This is a genomic window from Streptomyces endophyticus (genome assembly GCF_035798155.1).
Classification (GTDB): Bacteria; Actinomycetota; Actinomycetes; order Streptomycetales; family Streptomycetaceae; genus Streptomyces; species Streptomyces endophyticus.
The window spans coordinates 44,496-68,803 of sequence record NZ_JAOZYC010000093.1 but is presented as its reverse complement, the minus strand read 5'-3'; the positions used below and the strand labels follow the sequence as shown (position 1 = coordinate 68,803).

The 24,308-nt window shown below is 71.2% G+C and carries 24 protein-coding genes and 1 pseudogene; 12 read left to right on the top strand and 13 right to left on the bottom strand.

The window, feature by feature from the left end; all coding sequences use genetic code 11:
• Nucleotides 1-81: 81 nt before the first annotated feature.
• Nucleotides 82-513 (bottom strand): Hsp20/alpha crystallin family protein, encoded by a 432-nt coding sequence (locus tag OKJ99_RS11895; RefSeq protein WP_326015960.1) that lies wholly within the window; start codon nucleotides 511-513, stop codon nucleotides 82-84.
• A 128-nt stretch (nucleotides 514-641) separates the two neighbouring features.
• Here OKJ99_RS11895 and OKJ99_RS11890 point away from each other — a divergent pair, with 128 nt between their 5' ends.
• Nucleotides 642-1,265, top strand: coding sequence for a type III effector protein (locus OKJ99_RS11890; RefSeq protein ID WP_326015959.1), 624 nt, complete (start codon nucleotides 642-644; stop codon nucleotides 1,263-1,265).
• 48 nt (nucleotides 1,266-1,313) lie between these two features.
• On the opposite strand, the pseudogene OKJ99_RS11885 reads toward OKJ99_RS11890, so the two are convergent.
• Nucleotides 1,314-2,101: pseudogene (locus tag OKJ99_RS11885) on the bottom strand (Tn3 family transposase).
• Nucleotides 2,102-2,139: 38 nt separating this feature from the next.
• On the opposite strand from OKJ99_RS11885, the gene OKJ99_RS11880 reads away from it, so the two are divergent.
• Nucleotides 2,140-2,409 carry an NADPH-dependent FMN reductase family protein gene (locus OKJ99_RS11880; RefSeq protein WP_407700676.1) on the top strand — a complete coding sequence of 90 codons (270 nt, stop codon included), beginning with the start codon at nucleotides 2,140-2,142 and terminating at the stop codon, nucleotides 2,407-2,409.
• Nucleotides 2,410-2,434: 25 nt separating this feature from the next.
• Here the strand turns inward: OKJ99_RS11880 and OKJ99_RS11875 are convergent, their stop codons facing one another.
• Both OKJ99_RS11875 and OKJ99_RS11870 read right to left on the bottom strand, forming a co-directional pair.
• Nucleotides 2,435-2,776, bottom strand: coding sequence for a VOC family protein (locus OKJ99_RS11875; protein ID WP_326015957.1), 342 nt, complete (start codon nucleotides 2,774-2,776; stop codon nucleotides 2,435-2,437).
• A 57-nt stretch (nucleotides 2,777-2,833) separates the two neighbouring features.
• Nucleotides 2,834-3,613, bottom strand: coding sequence for an IclR family transcriptional regulator (locus OKJ99_RS11870; protein WP_326015956.1), 780 nt, complete (start codon nucleotides 3,611-3,613; stop codon nucleotides 2,834-2,836).
• Between the two features lie 128 nt (nucleotides 3,614-3,741).
• Between OKJ99_RS11870 and hutH the strand changes: the two genes are divergently transcribed.
• The 3 genes from hutH (at nucleotide 3,742) to OKJ99_RS11855 (ending at nucleotide 6,946) form a co-directional block, all read left to right on the top strand.
• Entirely contained in the window at nucleotides 3,742-5,277 is a 1,536-nt protein-coding gene (gene hutH / locus OKJ99_RS11865; protein WP_326015955.1) for a histidine ammonia-lyase, read from the top strand.
• 180 nt (nucleotides 5,278-5,457) lie between these two features.
• Nucleotides 5,458-6,027 carry a HutD/Ves family protein gene (locus OKJ99_RS11860; protein WP_326015954.1) on the top strand — a complete coding sequence of 190 codons (570 nt, stop codon included), beginning with the start codon at nucleotides 5,458-5,460 and terminating at the stop codon, nucleotides 6,025-6,027.
• A 58-nt stretch (nucleotides 6,028-6,085) separates the two neighbouring features.
• Nucleotides 6,086-6,946, top strand: a complete 861-nt coding sequence (locus OKJ99_RS11855; RefSeq protein ID WP_326016237.1) for an alpha/beta fold hydrolase — start codon at nucleotides 6,086-6,088, stop codon at nucleotides 6,944-6,946.
• 154 nt (nucleotides 6,947-7,100) lie between these two features.
• On the opposite strand, the gene hutU is transcribed toward OKJ99_RS11855, so the two are convergent.
• Entirely contained in the window at nucleotides 7,101-8,786 is a 1,686-nt protein-coding gene (gene hutU / locus OKJ99_RS11850) for a urocanate hydratase (protein WP_326015953.1), read from the bottom strand.
• Nucleotides 8,787-8,979: 193 nt separating this feature from the next.
• On the opposite strand from hutU, the gene hutC reads away from it, so the two are divergent.
• A complete protein-coding gene (gene hutC / locus OKJ99_RS11845) occupies nucleotides 8,980-9,756 on the top strand; it encodes a histidine utilization repressor (protein WP_326015952.1) in 777 nt (258 codons plus the stop codon).
• On the opposite strand, the gene OKJ99_RS11840 is transcribed toward hutC, so the two are convergent.
• Nucleotides 9,723-10,604 carry an IclR family transcriptional regulator gene (locus OKJ99_RS11840; RefSeq protein WP_326015951.1) on the bottom strand — a complete coding sequence of 294 codons (882 nt, stop codon included), beginning with the start codon at nucleotides 10,602-10,604 and terminating at the stop codon, nucleotides 9,723-9,725. The two genes, hutC and OKJ99_RS11840, sit on opposite strands and share 34 nt — an antisense overlap.
• Before the next feature lie 127 nt (nucleotides 10,605-10,731).
• On the opposite strand from OKJ99_RS11840, the gene OKJ99_RS11835 reads away from it, so the two are divergent.
• The 3 genes from OKJ99_RS11835 to OKJ99_RS11825 all read left to right on the top strand — a co-directional run bounded on the left by OKJ99_RS11835 (nucleotide 10,732) and on the right by OKJ99_RS11825 (nucleotide 16,021).
• Nucleotides 10,732-12,165 carry an amino acid permease gene (locus OKJ99_RS11835; RefSeq protein ID WP_326015950.1) on the top strand — a complete coding sequence of 478 codons (1,434 nt, stop codon included), beginning with the start codon at nucleotides 10,732-10,734 and terminating at the stop codon, nucleotides 12,163-12,165.
• Between the two features lie 190 nt (nucleotides 12,166-12,355).
• Nucleotides 12,356-13,306 (top strand): SDR family NAD(P)-dependent oxidoreductase, encoded by a 951-nt coding sequence (locus OKJ99_RS11830; RefSeq protein ID WP_326015949.1) that lies wholly within the window; start codon nucleotides 12,356-12,358, stop codon nucleotides 13,304-13,306.
• Nucleotides 13,307-13,477: 171 nt separating this feature from the next.
• Nucleotides 13,478-16,021, top strand: a complete 2,544-nt coding sequence (locus OKJ99_RS11825) for an aminotransferase class III-fold pyridoxal phosphate-dependent enzyme (RefSeq protein ID WP_326015948.1) — start codon at nucleotides 13,478-13,480, stop codon at nucleotides 16,019-16,021.
• 17 nt (nucleotides 16,022-16,038) lie between these two features.
• Here the strand turns inward: OKJ99_RS11825 and OKJ99_RS11820 are convergent, their stop codons facing one another.
• Complete coding sequence (locus OKJ99_RS11820) at nucleotides 16,039-16,425, bottom strand: fic family toxin-antitoxin system, toxin component (RefSeq protein WP_326015946.1); 387 nt, start codon at nucleotides 16,423-16,425, stop codon at nucleotides 16,039-16,041.
• Entirely contained in the window at nucleotides 16,422-16,733 is a 312-nt protein-coding gene (locus tag OKJ99_RS11815) for a type II toxin -antitoxin system TacA 1-like antitoxin (protein WP_326015945.1), read from the bottom strand. Before OKJ99_RS11815 ends, OKJ99_RS11820 begins: the two co-directional genes overlap by 4 nt.
• Before the next feature lie 160 nt (nucleotides 16,734-16,893).
• Between OKJ99_RS11815 and OKJ99_RS11810 the strand changes: the two genes are divergently transcribed.
• Nucleotides 16,894-17,202 carry a hypothetical protein gene (locus OKJ99_RS11810; protein WP_326015944.1) on the top strand — a complete coding sequence of 103 codons (309 nt, stop codon included), beginning with the start codon at nucleotides 16,894-16,896 and terminating at the stop codon, nucleotides 17,200-17,202.
• Nucleotides 17,203-17,346: 144 nt separating this feature from the next.
• Here the strand turns inward: OKJ99_RS11810 and OKJ99_RS11805 are convergent, their stop codons facing one another.
• Complete coding sequence (locus tag OKJ99_RS11805) at nucleotides 17,347-18,750, bottom strand: FG-GAP-like repeat-containing protein (protein ID WP_326015943.1); 1,404 nt, start codon at nucleotides 18,748-18,750, stop codon at nucleotides 17,347-17,349.
• A 491-nt stretch (nucleotides 18,751-19,241) separates the two neighbouring features.
• On the opposite strand from OKJ99_RS11805, the gene OKJ99_RS11800 reads away from it, so the two are divergent.
• Both OKJ99_RS11800 and OKJ99_RS11795 read left to right on the top strand, forming a co-directional pair.
• The gene (locus OKJ99_RS11800; RefSeq protein ID WP_326016236.1) at nucleotides 19,242-19,793 is read left to right on the top strand and encodes a transglycosylase SLT domain-containing protein; all 552 of its coding nucleotides are present in this window, start codon (nucleotides 19,242-19,244) and stop codon (nucleotides 19,791-19,793) included.
• 61 nt (nucleotides 19,794-19,854) lie between these two features.
• A complete protein-coding gene (locus tag OKJ99_RS11795; RefSeq protein WP_326015942.1) occupies nucleotides 19,855-21,003 on the top strand; it encodes an LCP family protein in 1,149 nt (382 codons plus the stop codon).
• 34 nt (nucleotides 21,004-21,037) lie between these two features.
• Here OKJ99_RS11795 and OKJ99_RS11790 read toward each other — a convergent pair whose 3' ends face one another.
• From OKJ99_RS11790 to OKJ99_RS11775, 4 genes are read right to left on the bottom strand one after another with little or no spacing between them, the layout of a single operon-like run.
• On the bottom strand, nucleotides 21,038-21,538 hold the full coding sequence (locus OKJ99_RS11790; RefSeq protein ID WP_326015941.1) for a flavin reductase family protein: 501 nt from the start codon (nucleotides 21,536-21,538) through the stop codon (nucleotides 21,038-21,040).
• Between the two features lie 48 nt (nucleotides 21,539-21,586).
• Nucleotides 21,587-22,384 carry a creatininase family protein gene (locus OKJ99_RS11785; protein WP_326015940.1) on the bottom strand — a complete coding sequence of 266 codons (798 nt, stop codon included), beginning with the start codon at nucleotides 22,382-22,384 and terminating at the stop codon, nucleotides 21,587-21,589.
• Entirely contained in the window at nucleotides 22,381-22,812 is a 432-nt protein-coding gene (locus tag OKJ99_RS11780; protein WP_326015939.1) for a RidA family protein, read from the bottom strand. Before OKJ99_RS11780 ends, OKJ99_RS11785 begins: the two co-directional genes overlap by 4 nt.
• Nucleotides 22,809-24,212 (bottom strand): purine-cytosine permease family protein, encoded by a 1,404-nt coding sequence (locus tag OKJ99_RS11775; RefSeq protein WP_326015937.1) that lies wholly within the window; start codon nucleotides 24,210-24,212, stop codon nucleotides 22,809-22,811. Before OKJ99_RS11775 ends, OKJ99_RS11780 begins: the two co-directional genes overlap by 4 nt.
• Nucleotides 24,213-24,308: the final 96 nt, after the last annotated feature.

Sequence of the window (24,308 nt, the reverse complement as noted above, 5' to 3'; positions counted from 1 at the left end):
TCTCTTCGGATGCCCGCAGGGGTGCGGAGGGCGGGTGAGGGGGAGATCAGGTGCCCGTCCTCCGCACCTTGCCGGCCGGTGTCAGCCGGAGATCTCCTTGTGGCCGGTCCCGACGCCGACGGAGATCTTGCGGGGCTTGGCGCGCTCGGCGATCGGGATGCGCAGGGTGAGCACGCCCGCGTCGTAGTCGGCCTTGATGTGCTCGGTGTCGAGGGTGTCGGCCAGCACGATCTGGCGAGAGAAGACGCCCAGCGGCCGCTCGGACAGCTCCATCTGCACGTCGTTGGCCTTCGCCACCGGCCTGCGCTCGGCCTTGACGGTGAGCATGTTCCGCTCGACGTCGATGTCGATCGCGTCCGCGGTGACGCCTGGGAGGTCGAAGGCCACCACGTATTCGTCGCCCTCGCGGTAGGCGTCCATCGGCATCGCCGACGGCTTCGACCAGGTGCCCGGGCCCATCAGCTGCTGTGCCAGCCGGTCCAGTTCACGGAAGGGGTCAGTGCGCATCAACATCGTGAAAACACCTCCAGAAGGTTCAGGCAGTTGCTGCCAATGCGCTTCGCTGACACTGTTGTAGCATGTCATCCAATGGATGACAAACAAGATGTCGTCTACTCGATGACAACCTGAGGGAGGTGTCCGTGACCGTGGCAGACCAGCCGTTCTCGCCCAGCGCCGACGCCCACAGCCCGGTGTCGTTCCTTGCCGCCGCCGCGGCCCTTGACGCCATAGACGACGCCCTGCGTGAAGCCCAGCACGAGACTCCAACTGCCCCCGCCCCCGGTCCGGAACAGGCCCTGGCCTCCTTGTCGCTGCTGCGGCAGGTACGCGAGCAACTCGCCGGATGGGAGACCGGCCTGATCGAAACCGCCCGCGACGCGGGCGCCAGCTGGGCCGACCTCGCCTCCCCCCTGGGCGTCGCCAGTCGCCAGGCCGCCGAGCGCCGCTACCTGCGCGGTCGCCCCGGCCCGGCCGGGACCACTGGCGAGCAGCGCGTGACGGCCACCCGCCAGGCCCGCGCCGCCGATCGCACCACCGCCGCCTGGGCCCGCCGCAACGCGGCCGACCTGCGCCGCCTCGCCGGCCAGATCACAGCACTCACCGACCTTTCCCCCGCCGCCCGCCACCCGGTCAGCGAGCTGCACGCGGCCCTCGCACACGACGACCCCGCCGACCTCATCGCCCCCCTGACCGCCACCCGCCCCCACCTGGGCGCCGCCTACCCCGACCTCGCCGCCCGGCTAGACACACTCACCACCCCGTAGTACGGGTCAACGATCCAGCCGCCCGCCGGCGACGCCGGCCTGTGGTCTTCAGGATGCCGACCCGGCCGCCGCCGACCATGCGGTTTCCGCCTCGGGCGGAGTGCGGGGGCCGGGCAGCGTGGCCGCCGCGACGGCGAGGGCGAGGCGGGAGTTCATGTCCAGCTCGAACCGGCCGTAGGGGTTCACGTGCGTCCAGAACAACGGGGACAGGGCCCGCCGGCCGGCGTCGGTGAGCCGCTTCTGCCACTTCTCCTCGCTCAGGATGCCCTGAAGGAGCAGGGTGTTGACGTGCACCAGCGCGGACTGGAGCAGGTGCAGCGCGAGCATGGACACCTCCTGGGACTCCTTGTCGGAGCCGGGCAGGTCGTCGCCCTTGCCGTAGAACAGGTCGTGGTTGGCGCTGTTCCAGTTCTCCACGACCTGGAGCCCGTCGTTGATCTCCCGGCGCAGGTCGGCGTCCGCGAGGTAGACGCAGGTGAACGCCGTACGCACCGCCCGCCCCAGTTCCTCGATCGCCGGTACGTGGGGTGCTTCGGCCCGCCGCGGGTGAAGCGGCGCAGGACCTGCTCGGCCTCAGCGGTGCCCAGGTGCAGTGCGGTGGTGTACTTCACGATCTGGTCGTACTGCTGGCGGATCAGGTCACAGTCGATCGTCTTGGTCGACAGCACCGGCGCCAGGTTCGGCCACTTCTCGTCCTCCCCGGCCGTCGGCCGGTACAGGCGCGCCGAGCCGACGTTCTTCAGCCGGGGGAACAGGTTGAAGCCGAGCATGTGGGCGAAGGCGAGCCCGACGATGAAAGCGCCGTGCGTGTCGGTGTACTGCCGGTCGATCTCCACGTCCGTCCGGCTTCGGGCCGCGCGGGATCCACGGGCGGATGGACGAGGTGCTGTTCCCGCTGTTGCACGGCACGTTCTGGTACACGGGGATGGCGCCGCTCGAACCCTTCGTGACGTACGGCGCGGACCGGCACGACGCTGCGGACTACGCCCGTACGTCCGCCGCGCTGCGGGAGCGGCTGCGCACGCTGCCCGACGAGGAGCCGCTGGCGTACCGGTCCGAGGCGGGCGGTGAGTACGACGAGGAACTCGTCCTGCGCCCCGATCTCGCGCCGGGCCGCGAGGGCCTGGCGGTTCACCAGAGGTGAGGGCGGCCCGTGAACTCCGGGAGCGTCAGCCCGCTCCGCCGCCGTAGCTGATCTCGTTGCCGTCCGCGTCCCGGTAGCTCACCTTGGTCACGCCGCCGTCGTAGGTCTCGCGCTTCGTGGCCTCGATGCCGCGCCGAGCGATCGCGTCGACCCGGGTGTCGAGGTCGTCGACGAACGACAACACCAGGGCGTTCCCGGCTCGTTCGGGATCCTCCACGATGTAGATGTAGCGGTGTTCGGCCACCTCCCACACCGCCTCGATGTCGTTCGGCAGGAACGACGGTTCCCCGCCGAAGAACCGTGCGTACCAGGGGAGCGCCGCGGCGTAGTCGGTGACAGGGATGCCGGCGAAGAGGTCGAGGGGCATGGCGTTCTCCATGGGGGTCGAGGTGTTGTCCTTATTGACCGCGGCAGTGTCGAAAAGTCATCGTTGTCCGCCTTGCCGCGTCGCCCCGCCCACCCGCCGCGTCAATTCCCGCGCCGTCTGCGCCACATGGCCCGCTATCCGCCGCTGCTCCGCCTCGTCGACCGTGTCGTCGGGGAAGGTCACCGCGATCCCGGCGATCGGGTGGGCGTGGTGGTCGAGGACGGGTGCGGCCACCGAGGACAGGCCCGGGGTGACCTCGCCCTCCTCCGTCGCGTAGCCGCGGCGGCGCGCCTGGGTGAGCAGCGTGCGCAGCGCGGTGAGCGTCGCCGGGCCCGCCCCGTGGCGCTGCACGAAGGCAGAACGGTCGGGGAAGAGGGCGCGCACCTGCGCGGGCGGGAGGAGGGCCAGGATCGTGCGTCCGCTCGCCGTCAGGTGGGCGGGCAGCCGGACGCCGACCTCGCTGATCAACGGCGGGCGGCCCGGGGCGCGTTCCTCGATGACGTAGATGACCTCGCGGCCGTGCAGCACGGCCAGGTTCGCGTTGTGCCCTGTGCGGTCGACGAGCGCGGCGAGCGGGGCCCGGGCCAGACGCTGGAACGGTGCCTGGCGCTCGTAGCCGGAGGCGAGTTCGAAGGCGCTGACCCCGAGCCCGTAGCGCCGCTCCTCCGGCAGATGGACCACGAAGCCGTCCGCCGCCAGGGTGTCGAGCAGGTGGTACGTCGTCGAGCGTGGCAGTCCCACGTCGCGGCTGATGGCGGCCGCGGGGACGGGGGCCGCCTGGCGGGCGAGGTAGCGCAGGACGGCCAGGACCTGGGCGGCGGCCGGGACGATGCTCATGGGGCGAGCGTAGACCAGAGATCCCGTAAACCATCTGTCTGGTATCCCAGATGCAGTGTCTTGGATACCAGACACAAGACGTGTCGTACGACTCGCGGAACCCTGCCCGCCTGCGGCTTCATAGGGGCATGAACGTTGTTGTTGGTGTCGGTGCCCTCGCAGCCGACGAAGTTGTATCCGTTGCCCGTCACGGCGCCCAGGTGGCCCTCGCCCCCGAGGCCCTCCAGGAGATCGCCCGCAGTCGCGAGGTCATCAAGGCCCTCGCCGACGACGTCAAGCCCCACTACGGCGTCTCCACGGGCTTCGGCGCCCTGGCCACCCGCCACATCCCCACCGAGCTGCGCGCCCAGCTCCAGCGCAGCCTCGTGCGCTCCCACGCGGCGGGTTCGGGCCCCGAGGTCGAGCGCGAGGTCGTGCGCGCCCTCATGCTGCTGCGTCTTTCCACCCTCGCCACCGGCCGCACCGGCGTCCGCACCGAGACCGCCGAGGCCTACGCCGCGCTCCTGAACGCCGGCATCACCCCGGTCGTCCACGAGTACGGCTCGCTCGGCTGCTCCGGCGACCTGGCCCCGCTCGCGCACTGCGCGCTCGCCGTCATGGGCGAGGGCGTCGTGCGCACCGCCGACGGTGAGAAGAAGCCCGCCGGCGAGGCCCTCGCCGCCGCCGGCATCACCCCGGTCATCCTGGAGGAGAAGGAGGGCCTCGCCCTCATCAACGGCACCGACGGCATGCTCGGCATGCTCGTCCTCGCCGCCCACGACCTGCGCCGGCTGCTGAGCACCGCCGACATCTCCGCCGCCATGAGCGTCGAGGGCCAGCTCGGCACCGACGCCGTGTTCGCCGCCGACCTGCAGGCCATGCGCCCGCACCCCGGCCAGGGCGACAGCGCCGGCAACCTGCGCTCCCTGCTTGCCGATTCGGCCATCATCGCCAGCCACGCGGGCCCGGACTGCACCTATGTGCAGGACGCCTACTCGCTGCGCTGCACCCCGCAGGTCCACGGCAGCGCCCGCGACACCCTCGGTCACGCCGAACTCGTCGCCTCCCGCGAGCTCGCCAGCGCCGTCGACAACCCCGTCGTCACCCTCGACGGCCGCGTCGAGAGCAACGGCAACTTCCACGGCGCCCCGGTCGCCGCCGTGCTCGACTTCCTCGCGATCACCGTCGCCGACGTCGCCTCGATCTCCGAGCGCCGCACCGACCGCTTCCTCGACCCGGCCCGCAACCGCGGTCTGAACGCCTTCCTGGCCGACGACCCGGGCGTCGACTCCGGCCACATGATCGCCCAGTACACGCAGGCCGCGATCGTCTCCGAGCTCAAGCGGCTCGCCACCCCGGCCTCCGTCGACTCGATCCCCTCCAGCGCCATGCAGGAGGACCACGTGTCCATGGGCTGGTCGGCCGCCCGCAAGCTGCGCCGCGCCATCGACGGCCTCGGCCGCGTCCTCGCCGTCGAGCTCTACACCGCCGCCCGCGCCCTGGACCTGCGCGCCCCGCTGACCCCCGCCCCGGCCACCGCCGCCGTGCGCGACGGTCTGCGCGAGACCGTCGAGGGCCCCGGCACCGACCGCTGGCTCGCCCCCGAGATCGAGGAGGCCGTCCAGTACGTCGCCTCCGGCCGCGCCCTGGCCGCCGCCGAGTCGGTCACCGGCTCGCTGGTCTGACCCGGCCGCTCTCCCTCACACCTCCGGGGTCCCGCGGGACCCCGGAGGTTCGGCGCTCCTGCCCGCGCTGACGTGCACGGCGGCCCCGCAGGCCCGCACCCCTCCGCCTCCCGAGCGCCGCGCCCGACGAACTAGGCTCTGACCAGGCCGCCCGTACGGAGACAAGGACAACTCACCTTCATGGCACCCCAGATCCTGCGCGCTCACGAACGCACCCCCGCACCGTGGAAGAACGGCGGCGGCGTCACCACCGAGGTCCTGGCCCACCCCGAGGGCTCCGGCACGGACGACTTCGCGTGGCGGATCAGCCTCGCCGACGTCGCGGGCAGCGGACCCTTCTCCGCGTTCGAGGGCGTCGACCGGATCATCACCGTCGTCGACGGGCCCGGCATGGCCCTCACCGTCGACGGCACGGAACACGTCGTGGACACCCGCTTCGCGCCCTTCGCCTTCTCCGGCGACGCCACCACCGACTGCCGGCTCCTCGGCGGCCCCCTGGTCGACTTCAACGTCATGCTCCGCCGCACCGAGGCGAAGGGCGACGTACGCATCGAACGCGGCCCGACGCGGCTCGAACCTGCCCCCGGCACCCGCGTCCTGGCGCTCGTCCTGGACGGCACCGCGAGCCTGCACAAGGACTCCGTCCACCTCGACCGCCTCGACGCGGTCCTGCTCCAGGACGACGAGGACCCCGCCGACATCGCCGTCGACGGGGTGCTGGCGGTCGTGTCCCTCACCGAGGTCCGCTGAGCGCTTTAACCCTTGGCGGAGCCTCAGCGGGATCGGTAGGTTCTCCGCGGTGACCTTGATGGAGACGCGGGGCCTCGCGTCGATGACCGACGGGGCCCGGTTGAGCTGGACAGCGCTGGGGGACAGGGCCCGGAAGCCGCCCGTCGTCATGTTGCACGGCGGTCCGGGTCTGCCGGACTATCTGGGCGAGGTCGCCGCCATGGTCGGCGACCTCGCGCCCGTGTACCGCTACGACCAGCGGGGCACGGGCCTTTCCGCGTGGCGGGGTCGGCATTCGCTCGCCCGGCACGTCGACGATCTCGCTGAGCTGCTCGACACCTGGGACGCGGCACGGGCCGTGCTGATCGGGCACTCCTACGGCACCGACCTGGCGAGCCGGTTCTGCCTGGCGCACCCCGACCGGGTGGCCGCGATGCTGCTCATGTGCGGGCCGTTCGTGGGTGATTGGCGTCCCGGGTACCGGGCGGAGAGAGGCCGCCGGATGGCCGCGGCGCAGCAGGCGCGGTACCAGGCGTTGGAAGAGGTGCCGGACCGCACGGAGGAGCAGGAGGTCGAACTGCTCACGCTGGCCTGGTTCACCGACCACGCCGATCCCGAACGCGGATGGGACTGGGCCGCGCAGGGTGCCCGGCGGCGTCGCCCCGTCAACTGGGCCATGAACGCCGAACTCGGCGGGGACGGGCGCGCGGATCCGCTCGATGAGCGTCTGGACGAGCTGCGGGCGTGCCTGCCCGCGCGGACGGAACTCCTCGGCGGCGCCGAGGACCCGCGCCCCGTGTCGGCTCTCGCGTCCCTCGCGCTCCGGCTCGATCTCCCGCTGACGCGGATCGAGGACGCCGGCCACGAGCCCTGGCTGGAGCAGCCCGATGCCGTGCGTGCGCACCTGCGCCGGTTCGTGCGGGGCGCGGTGGGCGGATAGCGGGCCTGCCGGTCAGGACCAGCCGTCCCTTGCTGCGGCGCACGCTCTCGTCGCCGGCGAACCCGGCGCCGAGGGGCGTCGTCCCGGCCCGACCAAGGCCGGGCCGGGACGACGGTTACCGGGAGAGCGCCCTCCCGGAACTCTGGGGCCGTACCTACGCGGAGTGGCCCTCGGCCTCCGTCATCGGAACGCGCACACCGCGCTCCTTGGCGACGGAGGAGGCGTGCTCGTAGCCCGCGTCGACATGGCGGATGACGCCCATGCCCGGGTCGTTCGTCAGGACCCGCTCCAGCTTGCGGGAGGCGAGCTCGGTGCCGTCGGCGATGCACACCTGCCCGGCGTGGATGGAGCGGCCCATGCCGACGCCGCCGCCGTGGTGGATCGAGACCCAGGAGGCGCCCGAGGACGTGTTCACCAGGGCATTGAGCAGCGGCCAGTCCGCGACGGCGTCCGAACCGTCGAGCATCGACTCGGTCTCGCGGTACGGGGAGGCCACCGAACCGGAGTCGAGGTGGTCGCGGCCGATCGCGACGGGCGCGGAGAGCTCGCCGCTCGCCACCATCTCGTTGAACTTCAGGCCCGCGAGGTGGCGTTCGCCGTAGCCGAGCCAGCAGATGCGCGCCGGCAGGCCCTCGAACGCGACGCGGTCGGCGGCCATGTCGAGCCAGCGGTGCAGGTGCTTGTTCTCGGGGAACAGCTCCTTGATCGCCTTGTCGGTCGCGGCGATGTCCTTCGGGTCACCGGACAGGGCGGCCCAGCGGAACGGGCCCAGGCCCTCCTCGAACAGCGGCCGGATGTGCGCGGGCACGAAGCCGGGGAACGCGAACGCCCGGTCGTAGCCCGCCTTGCGGGCCTCGTCGCGGATCGAGTTGCCGTAGTCGAAGACCTCGACGCCCTTGTCGAGGAAGCCGACCATCGCCTCGACATGCAGGCGCATCGACTGCCGGGCCTTGTCCGTGAAGCCCGCCGGGTCGGCCTCTCGCTCCCTGTGCCAGTCCGCGACGGAGATGCCCACGGGCAGGTAGGCGAGCGGATCGTGCGCCGAGGTCTGGTCGGTGACGATGTCGATCGGCGCGTCCCGCTCAAGGAGTTCGGGGAAGATCTCGGCGGCGTTGCCGACGACGCCGATGGACAGGCCGCGGCGCTCGTCGCGGGCCTGGACCGCAAGCTCCATGGCGTGGTCGAGGTTGTCGGCCTTCACGTCGAGGTAGCGGGTGCCGATGCGGCGGTCGATACGGGTCTCGTCGACGTCGACGCAGATCGCGACACCGTCGTTCATGGTGACCGCGAGGGGCTGGGCGCCGCCCATGCCGCCCATGCCGGCGGTGAGCGTGATGGTCCCGGCGAGCGTGCCGTCGAACTTCTTGCGCGCGACCGCGCCGAAGGTCTCGTAGGTGCCCTGCAGGATGCCCTGGCTGCCGATGTAGATCCAGGAACCGGCCGTCATCTGGCCGTACATCATGAGGCCTTCGGCCTCCAGCTTGCGGAAGTCCTCCCAATTCGCCCAGTCGCCCACGAGGTTGGAGTTCGCGAGGAGCACGCGCGGCGCCCACTCGTTGGTCCGCATCACACCGACCGGCTTGCCGGACTGCACGAGGAGGGTCTCGTCGTCCTCAAGGGTCTTGAGCGTGCGCACGATCGCGTCGTACGCCGCGTGGTTGCGGGCGGCCTTCCCGGTACCGCCGTAGACGACGAGGTCCTCGGGGTGCTCGGCGACCTCGGGGTCGAGGTTGTTCATGAGCATCCGCAGGGCGCCCTCCTGCTGCCAGCCGCGGCAGTTCAGTTCGGTGCCGCGCGGGGCCCGGACGACGCCCGGCGCTTCGTGGGAAGGGCTGGTCATGTGTGCTCCTCAAGGAGGTCGAGGCGTTGTGCACCGTCATGACACGCGAGCGCGGGAGCCGGGACCAGCGCCGCCGCCGGTATTTCTCGGATCCGAGACGCTGGTGCGCGAGCGGGACCGTCGGCCCGTTCGCGGGCGCCGCCGCCCCCATAGGATTCGATGTACTCAGCAGCAGCCGGTAGCGGGGGAGTGGATGGCGAGGACAGTGGGCGATGTGACGGTGGAGCAGGCCGAGCTGGCCCGCTGGTACGAGCAGGGCGCGAGCGGCGCCGTGCCCGCCTACCAGCGCGTCAAGGAGCTCGTCGAGCGGCAGATCAGGGACGGCCACTGGCAGGAGGACGACGCCCTGCCCTCGGAGAGCCAGTTCGTCGAGGCGCTCGGCCTGTCCCGGATGACGGTCAACCGCGCGCTGCGCGAGCTCGCCGCGGACGGGCTCATCCGGCGGGTCATGGGCGTCGGCAGCTTCGTCGCGGAGCGCAAGGCCAGCTCCGCGCTGCTGGAGGTCCACAACATCGCCGACGAGGTGCACCACCGCGGCCACCGCTACTCGGCCCGCGTGCTGTCCCTGGGTGAGGAGAAGGCCGACGAGCGGACCGGCGCGCACCTCGGCCTCGGCAAGGGGCAGCCGGTGTTCCGCTCGCAGGTCGTGCACTACGAGGACGGGGTGCCGCTCCAGTTGGAGGACCGGTACGTCAACCCGGCCTTCGCGCCCGGCTATCTTGAGCAGGACTTCACGCTCCAGACGCCGTTCACGTTCCTGTCGAAGGTGGCGCCGCTCGGCCGTGGCGAGCACATCGTGGAGGCGGTCCTGGCCTCGCCGGAGGAGTGCGCGATCCTCGACGTGGGTCCGGCCGAGCCGTGTCTGCTGATCCAGCGCCGCACGTGGTCGCGGGACGCCCTCGTGAGCATCGCGCGGCTGCTGCACCCGGGCACCCGCTACCGGCTCGAGGGCGCGTTCGCCACGCACTGACCGGGTCGGGCGGCCCATCCGCCGCCCGTCGCAGGGATGTGTCCGGAGAGCGCCGTGGTCAGCCGTGCCGCGCCCTGGGCGAGCGCCTCGCGCACCTCTTCGGTGTCGTGCGGGGCGTGGTGGCGGCGCCAGGTGGTGCTGATCGCGGCGACGGGCCGCTCGTTGTGGTCGAAGGCGGCCGCCCCCATCGAGCAGAAGCCGGGTGACACCAGCTCCACCTCCTGCGACCAACCGCGCCGACGCTCCCGGTCGAGCTCGGCGGTCAGCTCCTTGAGCGAGCGCGGGCCGCGTCCGGTGCGGGTGGTCAGATCGCCGGGCCGGGAGAACAGGGCGCGCAACTGCGCCTCGGAGGTGTGCGCGAGGATGGCGCGCCCGTTGGCCGTCAGATGTGCGGGCAGCCGCACGCCGACATCCGTCACGAGTGCGATGTCGATGTCCCCGGTGCGGGCCGGCGGCCGTTCCTTGAGGAGATAGACCGTCTCCGCGCCGTGCAGGATCCCGAGGTGCACGGTCTGGCCGAGACGGCTCGCGACGGTGCGCAGGAGGGGCCGGGCGAGCCGCTCCAGGGGCTCGTGGCGCAGATAGGCCGAGCCCACCTCGAAGGAGGAGACACCAAGTCCGTAGGCCTGCTCGGACGGTACGTAGGTGACGAAGCCGCGGTCGGCCAGGACCGTGAGGATGTGATAGGCCGACGAGCGCGGAACGCCCAGGTCACGGGCTAGAGTAGCGGCTTGCACCAGGCCAGGTCGGCCGGCGAGGTACAGCAGTATGTCCAGGGCGCGTCCCACTGCCGGGGACGCGCTCGACGCGGTTCCGGGGGGGCCGCTCGGGACCGTTCGTGCGCTCACTCATCGGACCACCTCTTGACGCACCTGTATAGACAGGAATATACAGGCTGCCGTTCGTCATAGGGAGCCCGGACGTCAGGTCATCCGGAACGTCCGCCGGCCCCACCCCGAAGAGGGAGACACTCGTTTGCGTACCGAAAAGGCCGGCCTGAGCCGAGGGCTCAACTCACGGCACATCCGCTTCATCGCGCTCGGCTCCGCCATCGGCACGGGGCTGTTCTACGGCTCCTCCGAGTCCATACAGGCGGGCGGTCCCGCCGTCCTGCTGGCCTACCTGATCGGCGGCGCCGCCGTCTTCCTCGTCCTGAGATCCCTGGGCGAGATGGCCGTGGCATCGCCCACGGCCGGCTCCTTCGGCGAGTACGCGAACCGGTACCTCGGCCCGCTGGCCGGCTTCGTCACCGGCTGGACCTACGCCTTCGAGATGGTCATCGTGGCCGTCGCCGACGTCACCGCCATCGGCGTCTACATGGGCTTCTGGTTCCCCGATGTGCCCCGCTGGATCTGGGTCCTTGCCGCCGTCGTCATCGTCGGCGCGCTCAACCTCGTCAGCGTGAAGGTCTTCGGCGAGCTGGAGTTCTGGCTCTCCCTCGTGAAGATCGTCGCCATCGTCGCGATGATCCTCGTCGGCATCGCGGTCATCGCCTTCGGCCTCGGCAGCGGCCACGTCCACGTCGGCCTGGACAACCTCTGGAACAACGGAGGCTTCTTCGCGGGCGGCATCGACGGCTTCGTCATCTCCTTCGCCATCGTCATGTTCGCCTTCGGCGGCACCGAGATCATCGGTGTCACGGCGGGCGAGGCGCAGTCCCCGGAGAAGACGATCCCGGGCGCGGTGAACACCATCCCGCTGCGCATCATCCTGTTCTACGTCCTGACCCTCGCGGTGATCATGTCGATCACGCCCTGGCAGCAGATCGACAACTCGGGCAGCCCGTTCGTGCAGATCTTCGCCGGGGTCGGCCTCAAGTCCGCGGCCGCCGTCCTCAACGTGGTCGTCCTGACCGCCGCCCTGTCGGCCATCAACAGCGACATCTTCGCCGCCGGACGCACGATGTACGGCCTCGCCGAGCGCGGCCACGGCCCCGCCGCCATGCGCCGCACGACCCCCAACGGCGTGCCCTGGGTGACCACCCTCGTCATGATCGGCGCCCTGCTCTTCGGCGTCGTGATGAACGCCGTCGTCCCCGGCGAGATCTTCCTGATCATCTCCTCGATCGCCACGTTCGCGACGGTCTTCGTCTGGGTGATGATCATGCTGACCCACGTGAAGGCCCGCAGCCAGATGTCGGCCGAGGAGTCCGCGGCCCTGAAGTTCCCGGCCCCGTTCTGGCCCTACGGCCAGATCATCACGCTCGTCTTCATGGCCGCCGTACTGGTCCTGCTCGGCTTCCACGAGGACACGCGCGTGGCGCTCGAGGTCGGCGCGGTCTGGCTGGCGCTGCTCACGGTGGTCTACGTCCTCGCGGTACGCCGCCGGACCGGTGCGGGCCCGCAGTCCGCACCGGCCGGGGCGGAGGCCGGTACGGACTCGGAGGAGCGGGCCGGGGTCGCGGGCTGACCTGCCGGAAACTCCTGCGGCCCGCTCACGGCCCGGACTTCATGACGTCGACCGCCACGCGCGACTGACGTCATGGTCCGGGCCGCGGTGTGTCGGAGACCTGTCGGCGACATGTCGGTAGCGCCTGCCACCCTGGGTGCATCGGTGCTCCCCCGGAGCACGCCGCCCAGACCGCAAGGAGCCCGACACCGTGTCTTCCGCATCCCGGCGCCGGCCGTGGGACGTTCACCGGCTGCCGTCCGCCGAGGGCAGCACCTTCCTGGTCACCGGGGGAAACGCCGGAATCGGCTACTTCACCGCGGAGCAGCTCGCCGCCACCGGCGCGCACGTCGTCCTCGGCAGCCGGGACCGCGCCAAGGCCGACACCGCCATGGCCTCGATCCGCTCGCGCGTCCCCGACGCGCACCTGAGCCACCTTCCCCTGGACCTCGCCGACCTGGCGTCCCTGAAGTCGGTGGCGGACCGGCTGGACCTCGACCACCTCGACGCGGTGGTCCACAACGCCGGGGTCGCGCTCGACGACCCGCCCCGCCGGGAGACCGGCGACGGCCACGAGCTCATGTTCGGCACCAACCACCTCGGCCACTTCGCCCTGACCCAGTGGCTGGCGCCCCTGCTTTCCGCGGCGCCGGCGGGCCGCGTCGTGACGGTGGGAAGCTTCGCTGCGCGCTCCGAACGCCTCGACCTCGACGATCTTCAGTCGACCCTGGACTACCGGCCCAAGCGCACCTACGGCCGCTCGAAGCTCGCGCAGATGTCCTTCGGCTTCGAACTCGACCGCCGACTGCGGGCCATCAACAGCACGGTGCTCAGCGTGGTGGCCCACCCCGGCGGCGCACTCGACTCCCTCACCCCGTCCCGCCCACCGGTGTCCGTGACCACGGCGGCCGAGCGGCTGCGCGCCCTGCCCGCCGCGCTCCTGGTGCAGGGCAAGGACGCCGGAGCACGGCCCGTCGTGCGTGCCGTCCTCGACCCGGAGGTACGGGGAGGGCAGCTGTGGGGGCCGCGGGTCTTCGGCCTGCGCGGCACACCGCGGTGCGAGCCCGTCCCCGCGCACATGGCCGACGCGGAGGTGGCCGCTCGCCTCTGGGCCGCGAGCGGGGAGTTGACCGGAACCGATCCGGACCTCGGCTTCCGGTAGGGGCGGAGCCGATCCGGACCTCGGGTATCAGGTTTTGGCGAGGGCATGTCGGCGTATTCCTTCGAGGAGTACGAGGAGTACGAGGAGAAGCGGAACACGAGGAGCGGACGAACGTCAGGTACGTCATTACGGAGAGCACCGGTGACCGGCGCGCCGGGGGAGGACGGTCGCATGACGGACGCTGTTGCCCGGCAGGTCGAGGGCGTGGAGCCGGGCGTGAGGCCCGGTGTGACCCTCGACCGACTCGGCCTCGGGAGCGGACGACTGGCCGCGGCCCACGCGGTCATGGGCGAGGTCGAAGCGGTCACCCTGGCCCGCGCACGGTGGTCCCTCGACATCGTCGCCGCGACCCGGCTGGCGACCGAGAAGGACGACACGTTCCGCCTCGACACCTCACAAGGCGAGCGATTCGTCGTCAAGGTCTCCCACCCGGACGAGGACGACGACGAAGTCGCCTTCGAGACGGAGCTGATGCGGCACGTGCACGAGTCCGGGTACGGGGTGCCGGTCCCCGAGCTGCTGCCCTCGGACGGCGGCCGGCTGCTCGAACCGGTGAGGGACGGGTCCGCCCGGCGCCGCCTGGCACGCGTCATGACCTTCGCCCCGGGCACACCGCTCGACGCGACCGGGACGTCCGCGCCGGAGCGGGAACGCGTGGGGGAGATGCTGGCCCAACTGCGGCACGCCACCGCCGACTTCCGGCATCCGGCGGACGACAGGGTGTGCGCCTGGGACGTCCGTCACCTCCCGGCGCTGCGCCCGCTGCTCGACGAGGTCCCGGACGCCGCGCAGCGCCAGGCCCTGACCACCGGCCTGGACCGCTACATGGACGTGGTCGTGCCCCACCTGCCGTCCTTGCGCGGCCACGTGCTGCACAACGACTTCAGCACCTCCAACCTCCTCGTCGACCACGACGCCGCCGAATTCGTCACCGGTGTCATCGACTTCGGCGACGCCGTGCACACCGCGATCGCCGTGGACGTCGCCACCGCACTGCTCAACCAACTGCCGCGGGACGCCGCGCGGCGAGTGGTGCCGGACCTGTTCGCCGGGGCCCGCGACGTACTGCGCGGATACCTGCGCTCGGCCGACCTCACCGAGACGGAACGGGCGCTGCTCCCGCACCTCGTGATGGGCCGGGTGGTCGCCCGCGCGCTCATCACGCTGCACCGCGCGTCGCTGATCCCCGGCAACACCACCTACATCCTGCGCAACACCGCGCCGGGTTGGGGGCAGTTGGCGTGGTTCCTCGACCGTACGCCCGACGAGATCTCCTCGACGTTCCTCTGGCCGAGCCGCCGATCCACTCAGCGGCCCACCGCACACCCAAGGACGCGCATGAGCACCCGAGAGACCAAGGCCACACACCAAACCAAGACCCGCGGAAAGATGAACAACGCCTTCGACCCGAACGCGGCGGAGGGACTCTCCCGGTCCTCCCGCCAACTCGTCGAACGCCGCGAGAAGTTGCTGGGACCGGCCTACCGCCTCTTCTATCAGCAGCCACTCCACATCGTGCGCGGCGAGGGCTGTCGGCTCTGGGACGACGAGGGAAACGAGTACCTCGACGCGTACAACAACGTGGTCTCGGTCGGCCATGCCCACCCGCACGTCGTCGAGGCCGTGCACCAGCAGATGCAGACGCTGTGCACCCACACCCGCTACCTGCAAGAAGGCGTCCTGGACTACGCCGAGCACCTGCTGGCCACCCTCACCGGGCCGGTCGCCGACGGCCACGCCATGTTCACCTGCACCGGCTCGGAGGCCAACGACCTCGCGCTGCGCATCGCCAAGTACCGCACCGGCAACCAGGGCGTCATCATCACCTCGGAGGCGTACCACGGCAATTCGGACCAAGTGGCGGGGATCTCACCGGCGATGGGGGAGAACGCCGTGCTGGGCACCTGGGTCCGCCGCGTGCCGACCCCGGACTCGTACCGCATTCCGCACGAGGGGATGGGGGAGTGGTTCGCTGGCCATGTGCGCGAGCAGATACGCGAGTTGGAGCGCCACGGAGTGGGCGTGGCCGCGCTCGTCGTCGACTCGCTCTTCAGCTCCGACGGCCTGTACGCCCAGCCCACGGACCTGCTCGGCCCGGCCGTGAAGGCGGTGCAGGAGGCGGGAGGGCTGTTCATCGCGGACGAGGTGCAGTGCGGGTTCGCGCGCTCGGGGGAGCGGATGTGGGGCTACCAGCGCCACGACGTACACCCCGACATCGTCACGATGGGCAAGCCCATGGGCAACGGCTACCCCGTCGCGGGCCTCGCCGTCACCCACGACGCCGTCGCCGAATTCGGCCACGACATGCGGTACTTCAACACCTTCGGCGGCAACTCGGTCGCCATCGCCGCCGCTCAGGCGACCTTCGACGTCATTCGGGACGAGAACCTGCTCGACAACTCCCACAGGGTCGGCGAGACCCTGCGCGCGGGCCTGACCGACCTGAGCAAACGCCACCCGGCCGTCGGGGACGTCCGCGGCGCGGGCCTGTACGCGGGCGTGGAACTGGTCACCGACCGAGACACCAAGACCCCGGACCAGGCACTGTCGACCGCGGTGGTCAACGGCCTCCGCGAACGCAGGGTCCTGATCTCGGCGACGGGAACGCACGGCAACGTCCTGAAGATCCGCCCCCCACTGGTTTTCGACACGAACGACGCGGACCGTCTGCTGAGCGTCCTGGACGAGGTCCTCACGGACAGCGCGGGGCGGTGAGATCCCGAACCATGCGGTCAGGTGGTGGTCCAGTCGCGGAGTTGGCGCGCGATTCCGGCGACGCCGAGGCGGGACGATGCGGCGTCACGCACCAGCTCGACCGCCGCTTTGGGTGGGTAGTCGAGGTGCTGGCCGTGGAGCAGCAGGTAGGCCTCGGTGGAGTGCCAGGTGAACGCGGCGTTGGAGTGTTCCAGGCAGGGGAGTCGGGCCAGCGTCTGAAGGAGGGCGGCCGCCTTCAGGTTCAGTGACCCGTAGATGTCGTGCTCCAAGGCTCGCGCGTTGACGCGCGCGACCGCTGCGTACAAGGTCCCGTAGTCGTCGACCTGGGGGTCGCCGTCGAGGAGTTCGGCCGCGTGGAGGAGGAACTGGACGTCGAGCGGGTGCCGGGGGCCGGGCTTGCTCACGCGGCGTGCCCCTGCTCCGGCTGCTGCGCGTCGAGTTCACGTCGCGCACCCTGTTCGGCGGCGCGCCGGTCGGGGCTCGGGTCCAGATCGTCGGCGTCCTTGAAGGCGGCTCCGCTGTGCGCCATGGACGCCTGGAAGGCGCTCAGGTAGGACCGCTCGACTGCGGTCGCCCTGTCGTAGGCCGCCGACAGGATGTACTCCTGCAGCGACATGTTCTGCTGCCTCGCCGCGGTCTCGATGGCCTCGCGCTGTGCCGGGTCCGGGAACCTCAGGTTCAGGGCCTTCTTCGGGCTGCTGCTATTCGGCATGGTACCGATGGTACTCCTGGCCCCACAGCGGATCCAGCGCGCAAGCCCGGCCGGCTCAGGTGCCGGAGGGGGCCTGGGAATTGGATCTCTTCATATACAGTGACAGATCGTCATCAGCCCCCCAACAGGGCTGTGCAACCCCCCACTTGGAGACAGAACCTTGCCTCGTCGTTTCACCACACTCGCCGTGTCCGCCGCCATCGCGGGCGGCGTCCTGTTCTCGGCCGTGCCCGCGCAGGCCGCCCCCGCTGCCGACCAGACCAGCGTGTCGGCCCGTGGCCCGATCACCTGCAACATTTCCAAGATGCGCCAGCAGGTCGCCAGCCATAAGTCCAAGGCCAGCAAGCTGGACGCTCTCGGCTACCACAAGTCGGCCGCGAAGGAGCGCGCAAAGGCGCGGGCGATCCAGGCGCGGATCCAGCAGTGCCAGGACGCCGACGACAACAACCCCGGCCCGATCGGCGGCTGAGGTTTTCACCGCTTCACCGCTTGACTGCTTGACCGATTGACCGCTTCGGGGCGGCCCGCAGGCGGCCCCGAAGATGAGCGAGCCCCCGTCCGGCAGAACACTCGCCGGGCGGGGGCCTCTTGGTGAGACGCGGGCTCTGAACCTTTAACGGGTCGTGGCGCCCAGCGCCGAGCCGAAGCGTGCCTTGGCCGCCGGGTGGTCCAGGTCCTCCGGCGTGAAGAGGATCGAACCCTTGCCGGTCGGGCCGTCCGCCGAGCCGGGGATGACGCTGACCGCGCCGGTGCCGAGGTACTTGCCGGGCGCGCCGACGGTGAGGTCGGCCGTGCCGTCCGCGTCGTAGTCGCCGGCGGCCACCGCCGAGCCGAAGAGGTCGTTGCCCTCGCTGGAGCCGGTCACGCCGGGCGTGGCCAGGGTGATGGTGCGCGCGCCCTGTGCGTCGAGGCCGGAGTCGGCGCCGGGCACGACGGTGACCGCCCCCGCGTTGTTGAACCCGTCCGGGTCGGTGGCGGTGGTGTCGGCGGTGACGAGGTCGGCGTGGCCGTCGCCGTCGAGGTCGGCGAGGACGCCGGCGCGGCCGGGCTGCGCCTCGCCTTCGTACGTGACGCCCGCGCCCATCCCCGAAGCGGTGCCCGGGAACATGCGCAGCAGGAAGTCGTCGGGGCCGTCCGAGAAGCTGGTGTCCACGACGATGTCGTCCTTGCCGTCGCCGGTGACATCACCGGCGACGATGCTGTAACCCGCGAACGGCAGGCCCGTCTTGCCCAGTGTCGTACCGGTGAGGCCCGTGGCCGACCCGGCCAGGACACCGAGGGTGCCCTCGTCGGCCGCGTCGTCGGCGTAGGCGACGGTGGCGAGGTCCTGGTATCCGTCACCGTTGACGTCGGCCGCCGCGATCCGCCCGGTTCCGGCGCCGCCGCCGGGCGGGGTGAGGGCCTTCATGGCCGGCTTCGGGGTGTCGCGCAGATGGGCGGCCCCCTTCACCACGTGCACCTTCGTCCCGGCCGCGACCGCGATGTCGGCGCGGCCGTCGTGGTCGAAGTCGCCGACGGCCAGCTTGTCGCCGAAGGCCTGGCGGGCCGTCGGGGTCGGGGCGTGGAAGGCGATCGCGTCCGCGCTCAGCCCGCCCTTCGCGCCGAAGACGACGGTGACCGAGCCGGCCCCCTTGACGGAGCCGATGGCCTCCCCGCCGGCTCCGATGACCAGGTCCGCGTACCCGTCGCCGTCCACGTCCCCGACGGCCGTCGCCGAGCCGAACCGGTCGCCCGCCTCCGGGGTGCCGGGGATGCCCGCGGTGCGCTGGGTGATGCCCTTGTGGCGAGTGGTGCGCACGCCCTGCGCGGTGCCGTAGGCCACCGAGACGTAGCCCGCCTTCGCGAACCCGGCGATCGTCCCCTCCGGCGCGCCCACCGCGAGGTCGCCGAAGCCGTCGCCGTCGAAGTCACCCGCGGGGTCGGCCGCGGCGCGAAGCTCGGGCTGCGCCTGCGCGGGCCCCGCCACCAGCAGCACTCCTCCCGTGACCGCCAGCGCCGTCGCGCACGCAGCGAGCATCCGTTGCCGTCTCATGCCGTTCACACACACTCCCGATGTCCTGTCGCCGTGGTGCCGATGCGCGGAGCCTTCCTGCGGAATGCGGCGCAGCGTCATCACAGCAGACCTCTGAGAGGGGTGACTGGTTGTACACGCCGGGGTGGAAGTGGCGTGAACGCCGGAGGGCTCCCCGGTGCCACCGAGGACGGCGGCGGACGGGCCCCGCGGACCGCTCCGGCTGTGAGCCCACCCATATGAGCCACGGCACATGCTAAGGGCGGTAGTAATCCCGGCCCGCGGCGAAGGCCGCCGCCCGGCCCCTGTCCGAAGTGCCCGATCTGCCGGTTCTTCGTACCCGGGTAGTACGTCACACCTTTGCGTCCACCCACGGTGCGCCGCTAACCCTGACTAAGTCCCGATCAGCCGGGAGCGGCCGGAAGACACCGGCACCGGCTCGCGCCGCACGACGCACTTCGTGCACCACCCCGTTCGAGAGGCGCCCCCTCATGCTGATGCCCTTTGCCCCGATGCCGGCGCGCACCGCCGACCGCACCGACCGCATGCGCAGGATCTCCGTCGCCGGTATCGCGACGGCGGGCGCCGCGGCGGTGGCCCTCACCCTGGTGCCCTCCTCGCCGGCGCAGGCCGCCGAGCACACCGGCACGGCCGCCAAGAGCACCACGGCCGCCACGTCCACGAAGGCCGCCACGTCGACAAAGGCCGCGGCGTCCGCCAAGACCTACTCCGACAACCTCGACGGCTGGATCCGTGAGTCCCTCGACATCATGAAGTCCAAGGGCATCCCCGGCACGTACGAGGGCCTGCACCGCAACATCATGCGCGAGTCCTCCGGCAACCCGAACGCCGAGAACGGTTGGGACGTCAACGCCCAGAACGGCGTCCCGTCCAAGGGCCTGCTCCAGGTGATCCAGCCCACCTTCGACACGTACCACGTCTCGGGCACGGCGAACGACCTGACGGACCCGGTCGCCAACATCACCGCGGCCGCCAACTACGCCGCCGACCGCTACGGCTCCATCGACAACGTCGACTCGGCCTACTGAGCCACCCCTCAGCGAGGGCCGAGCACCGAGCACGCAGTACTGAGCAGTGAGGAAGACCCCCATGCCGCACGAGAGCGGGAACGAGCACCAGGCGCACCCGGCCGATGAGCCCGCGGCACCCGTGGTGCCCGCCTACGGCCCCGCCCGGTTGCGCCGCTCCCGGCACCGCAGGCGCAAGCGCGCCCTGCGCTGGATCGCGGGTGGCGCCCTGGGTCTGACCCTGGTCGGTGGCGGCGGTGTGGCCTACGCCTGGCAGCACCTCAACGGCAACATCAAGGGCACGGACGTGGACGCCGCCCTCGGCTCCGACCGTCCGGACGACCAGCACGACGGCGCGATGAACATCCTCCTGCTCGGCTCCGACTCCCGGGCGGGGACCCACGGCGAGTATGGCAGCGGTGTCATGGGCGCCCGCGCGGACACGGCGATGGTCCTGCACGTCGACAAGGACCACAAGAAGGCCTCGGTCGTCAGCATCCCGCGCGACACCGAGGTGGACCGCCCCACTTGCAAGACCTCGCACGGCGACGTCGAGGCAGCCCACAACGCCGTGTTCAACTCCTCGTACGCGCTGGGCGGGCCCGCTTGCACCGTGAAGACCGTCGAGAAGATGTCGGGCGTCCGCATGGACCACTACCTCGAAGTCGACTTCAAGGGCTTCCAGAAGATGATCGACGAGCTCGGCGGCGTGGACATCACCACCCGCAACGCCATCCACGACAGCAACAGCGGCCTCTCCCTGGACTCCGGGAAGCACCGCCTGAAGGGCAAGGACGCGCTCGCCCTCGTACGCACCCGGCACGGCGTGGGCGACGGCAGTGACCTGGGCCGCATCCAGCTCCAGCAGGCGTTCATCAAGGCCCTGATCCACCGGGCCGACACCGTCGACCCGCTCGGCAGCCCGAGCAAGTCCTACGCCCTTGCGGACACGGCGACCAAGAGCATCAGCGCCGACTCCGAGCTGGCGTCCGCCGACAAACTCCTCGGCCTGGCCAAGGAGTTGAAGGGCATCAGCCCCGACCGCACCACCATGGTCACGCTGCCGGTCACCTACGACGCGCAGGACGCGGGCCGCGTCCTGCCCCTCGACAAGGCCTCGCACAAGGTGTGGAAGGCCGTGCGCCACGACCAGCCGATCCCGAAGAAGGCGACGCAGGGCTCGGTGGGCGACCGAACGGACTCGCCGGTGGTGTCGGGCGCCGGAGCCTGACCGCCGCACTCTCGGGTCGGCGCGCGCTCGCGGGTCAGTGCACGGACCGGGACCCCAGCCCGGTCATGCCCGCGTAATGGCCGCGGTGGAACAGCAGGGGGCGGGCGTGCAGCGCGGCGCCGAGGTCGTCGACCGCGCCGATGACGATGAGGTGGTCCCCGCCGGGGTGCACCGCCGCGACCGTGCAGTCGAGCCACGCGCAGGTTCCGTCCAGTCGGGGCAGTCCCGACGGGGACCGGGTCCAGGCGACGTCGGCGAACTTGTCGATGCCCGATGTCGCGAACGTGGTGCTGAGGGCCCGTTGATGGTCGGCGAGGATGTTGACGCAGAACCGGCCGCCGGCCGCGATGCGCGGCCAGCTCGTCGACGAGCGTCCGGGCAGGACGATGACCTGCGGTGGATCCAGCGACAGTGACGAGAACGACTGGCAGGTGAAGCCCACGGGGCCGTGCTCGTCGAGGCCGGTCACCACGGTCACGCCGGACGCGAAGTGGCCGAGGACATCGCGGAACGACGGCAGCTGCTTCGTTTGCATAGGTGTCTCTCCTGGTCCGTGCGGAGGTCCCGGCGCGCGAGGCATGGGTCAGAACGTGGGACCGGTCGCGTGGTGGGTGAAGTCGAATCGCGCGATCTCGGCCAGCTGCTCACCGAGCTGCGCGGTCATCGCGGCGAAGGCCCGCCGGCCGGCGTCCGCGGTCGCCTGCGTCGGATCGCCCAGGTAGCCGTCGGGACCGAAGTCGTCCGACAGCCAGCCGAAGCTCACGCTGCCGCCGAAGCGGACGTGCGTGTTCTTGTTCAGGCCGCGGGGCAGGCGTGGTGCGGCGGCGTCCATGTCGACGAGATCCGGGCGCAGATGCAGCATGAGCGAGGTCTCGCCCGCCCCGCCGTGGATTCCCTGCCCCTGCTCGATACCGGCGAACGGATCCTCCTCCGGCGGCGGGAAGGCGTTCACGGCGAAGGTCAGCAGGCCGTGGGCGCGGCGGAGGTCGCGCAGCATGGTCTGGATCTCGGAGGTGTTGCCGCCGTGCCCGTTGACCAGCACCAGCCGGCGGATCCCGGCCGTGGTGACGCTGCGGCCGAGGTCGGCGAGGACGGCGGCGAACGTGCCGGTGGACAGGGACAGCGTCCCCGGCGACCACTCGTGTTCCACGGACCGGCCGTAGGACAGCGTCGGCAGGAGCCACAGATCGAGCGCCTCACCGTGGTGCTCCACGAGCGCCGCGCCCGCGGCCTCCGCGACGAGCGCGTCGGTGATCAGCGGGAGGTGCGGGCCGTGCTGCTCGATCGCGCCGACCGGCAGGACCGCGACGGAGTCGGCGGAGCACCGCTCCTTGACCTGGGCCATGCTCAGTTCGGCGAAACGGTGCGACGGGGACGTCATGAACCCTCCTGCGGGGTCGGATCGGGGAGGTGGGCGATGGCCCGGATCTCCACGCGCATCGCCGGGGTGGCCAGGCGCGGATAGATCAGCAGGGACGCGTAGTCGCGCCGGGCGTACAGGCCGGGGCCGTGCTCGGCGAGCCAGTGGTCCCTCACCCGCATGTACGCGGCCCGCTCGGCGGGATCGGCCAGGTACTGGTCGAGCGCCACGATGTCGTCGACGGCGCATCCCGCGTCGGCGAGGATCGTGCGGATGCGTTCGAGAACCATGAGCGTCTGGGCCTCGACGCCGGACAACGCGGCCCCGGACTCGTCGACGACGCCGTCGACTCCACTGGTGATGACCCAGCGACCGACCGCGGCGCCACGGCTCCAGGGCTGCTGGGCCGCCCCGTAGTACAGCGGGCCGAGCCCGCGCTTGGCCGTCACACCGGGCTCCGGTCCAGGGCGGTGTCTGCCGCGTGGGCCCGCGCCGACCAGGACGGGCGGGCGCGCCGGATCGCCACGTAGGCCAGCGAGGCGACGGCCCCGCCGATCCAGTAGGTGATGTCACCGAGGTACGGGTACCGCGCGGCGACGGGGCCGACGTACAGGGTCTGGTTCATGAACGGGACCGACACCAGGACGCCGAGGGCGAAGGCGGGAAGTCCCGGGCCGATCCGCCAGCTCCGGTCGTAGAACCAGGCCGCGCGCACCCCGTCGCGGCGCAGGGACATCAGGTGGTCGGTGAGTGTCACGCCGAGCCAGGGGCCCACCCAGTAGCCCATGACGAACAGGAAGTTCTGGAAGTGGGCGAACGCCGCGTCGCCCTGTCCCGCCCACCAGGCAAGCGAGCCCCCGGCGACTCCGGTGGCCAGGGCGGACACCCAGCGTCGCATCGGGAGGTCGGCGATGAGCAGGGCGAGCGAGCCGGAGTAGATGTCGATGACACCGGCGGCGACGGTCGAGGCCAGCAGCGGGATCAGCGCGATGACCGCGACGACCGGGGGCGCGATGGCGGTGACGAGGTCGGTCGGGCTCTGCGGGAAGATCACCGAACCGATGGCCGCGCCGAGCAGGTGCATCCAGAGCCCCGCCACGACGGCCCCGAGGAAGGTGGCCCCTGTGACCTTCCTGCGGCTGGTGTCGGTGGGCAGATAGCGGGTGTAGTCGGAGGCGCAGATCGCGAAGCCGAAGGTCCGCGACGAGCTGAGCGCGACCGCCGTGAGCATGGCGCCGACGACGCCGTGCTCGGTGCCCTTGCCGGGGGCGGTCAGGTCGCCGGCCATCAGCCCGTACACCGTCACCACGACGAACAGCGCGCCCATGATCGGGACGAGTGCCCGCTCGACCTTGTGGACGAGGTCGTGGCCGATGACCACGATGACCATCTGGAAGCCGGCGACGAGCACGACGGCGCCGAGGAACGGGATGCCGAACAGGTAGCGCACGATGTAGGCGCCGAGCGCGGTGTTCACGGCGAAGAAGCCGAAGCCCGTCATGAACAGGAGCAGGGTCGGCAGGAAGTTGCCGACGTACCCGAACGGGCCGCGGGACTGGACCATTTGTGCCGTTCCGGCCCGCGGTCCCATCGCCGAGGTGAGTCCGAGCAGCAGGCTCCCGACGAGGGTGCCGACCGTGAGCGCGAGGGCGGCCTGGCCGAAGCTCAGTCCGAGGAACGCCGTGGGCAGTGCGCCGACGACGATGGCCGAGTACTGGAGATTTCCCGAGAACCAGAGCGTGAACGACGAGGAGACCTTGCCCCGCCGTTCGTCCTCGGCGACATGCTCGATCCCGTTGCTCTCGACGGGGAAACTCTGGTGCCGCGGAGCTCCGGAACTACCACCCATGAGGCCCTCCAAGGCTGGAGCGGTGTGTGTCGCCGAGCGGCTGTGTCGCGCCGATTCCGGCCAACTGCTCACATCCAGGCGACTGTTGATGTCACG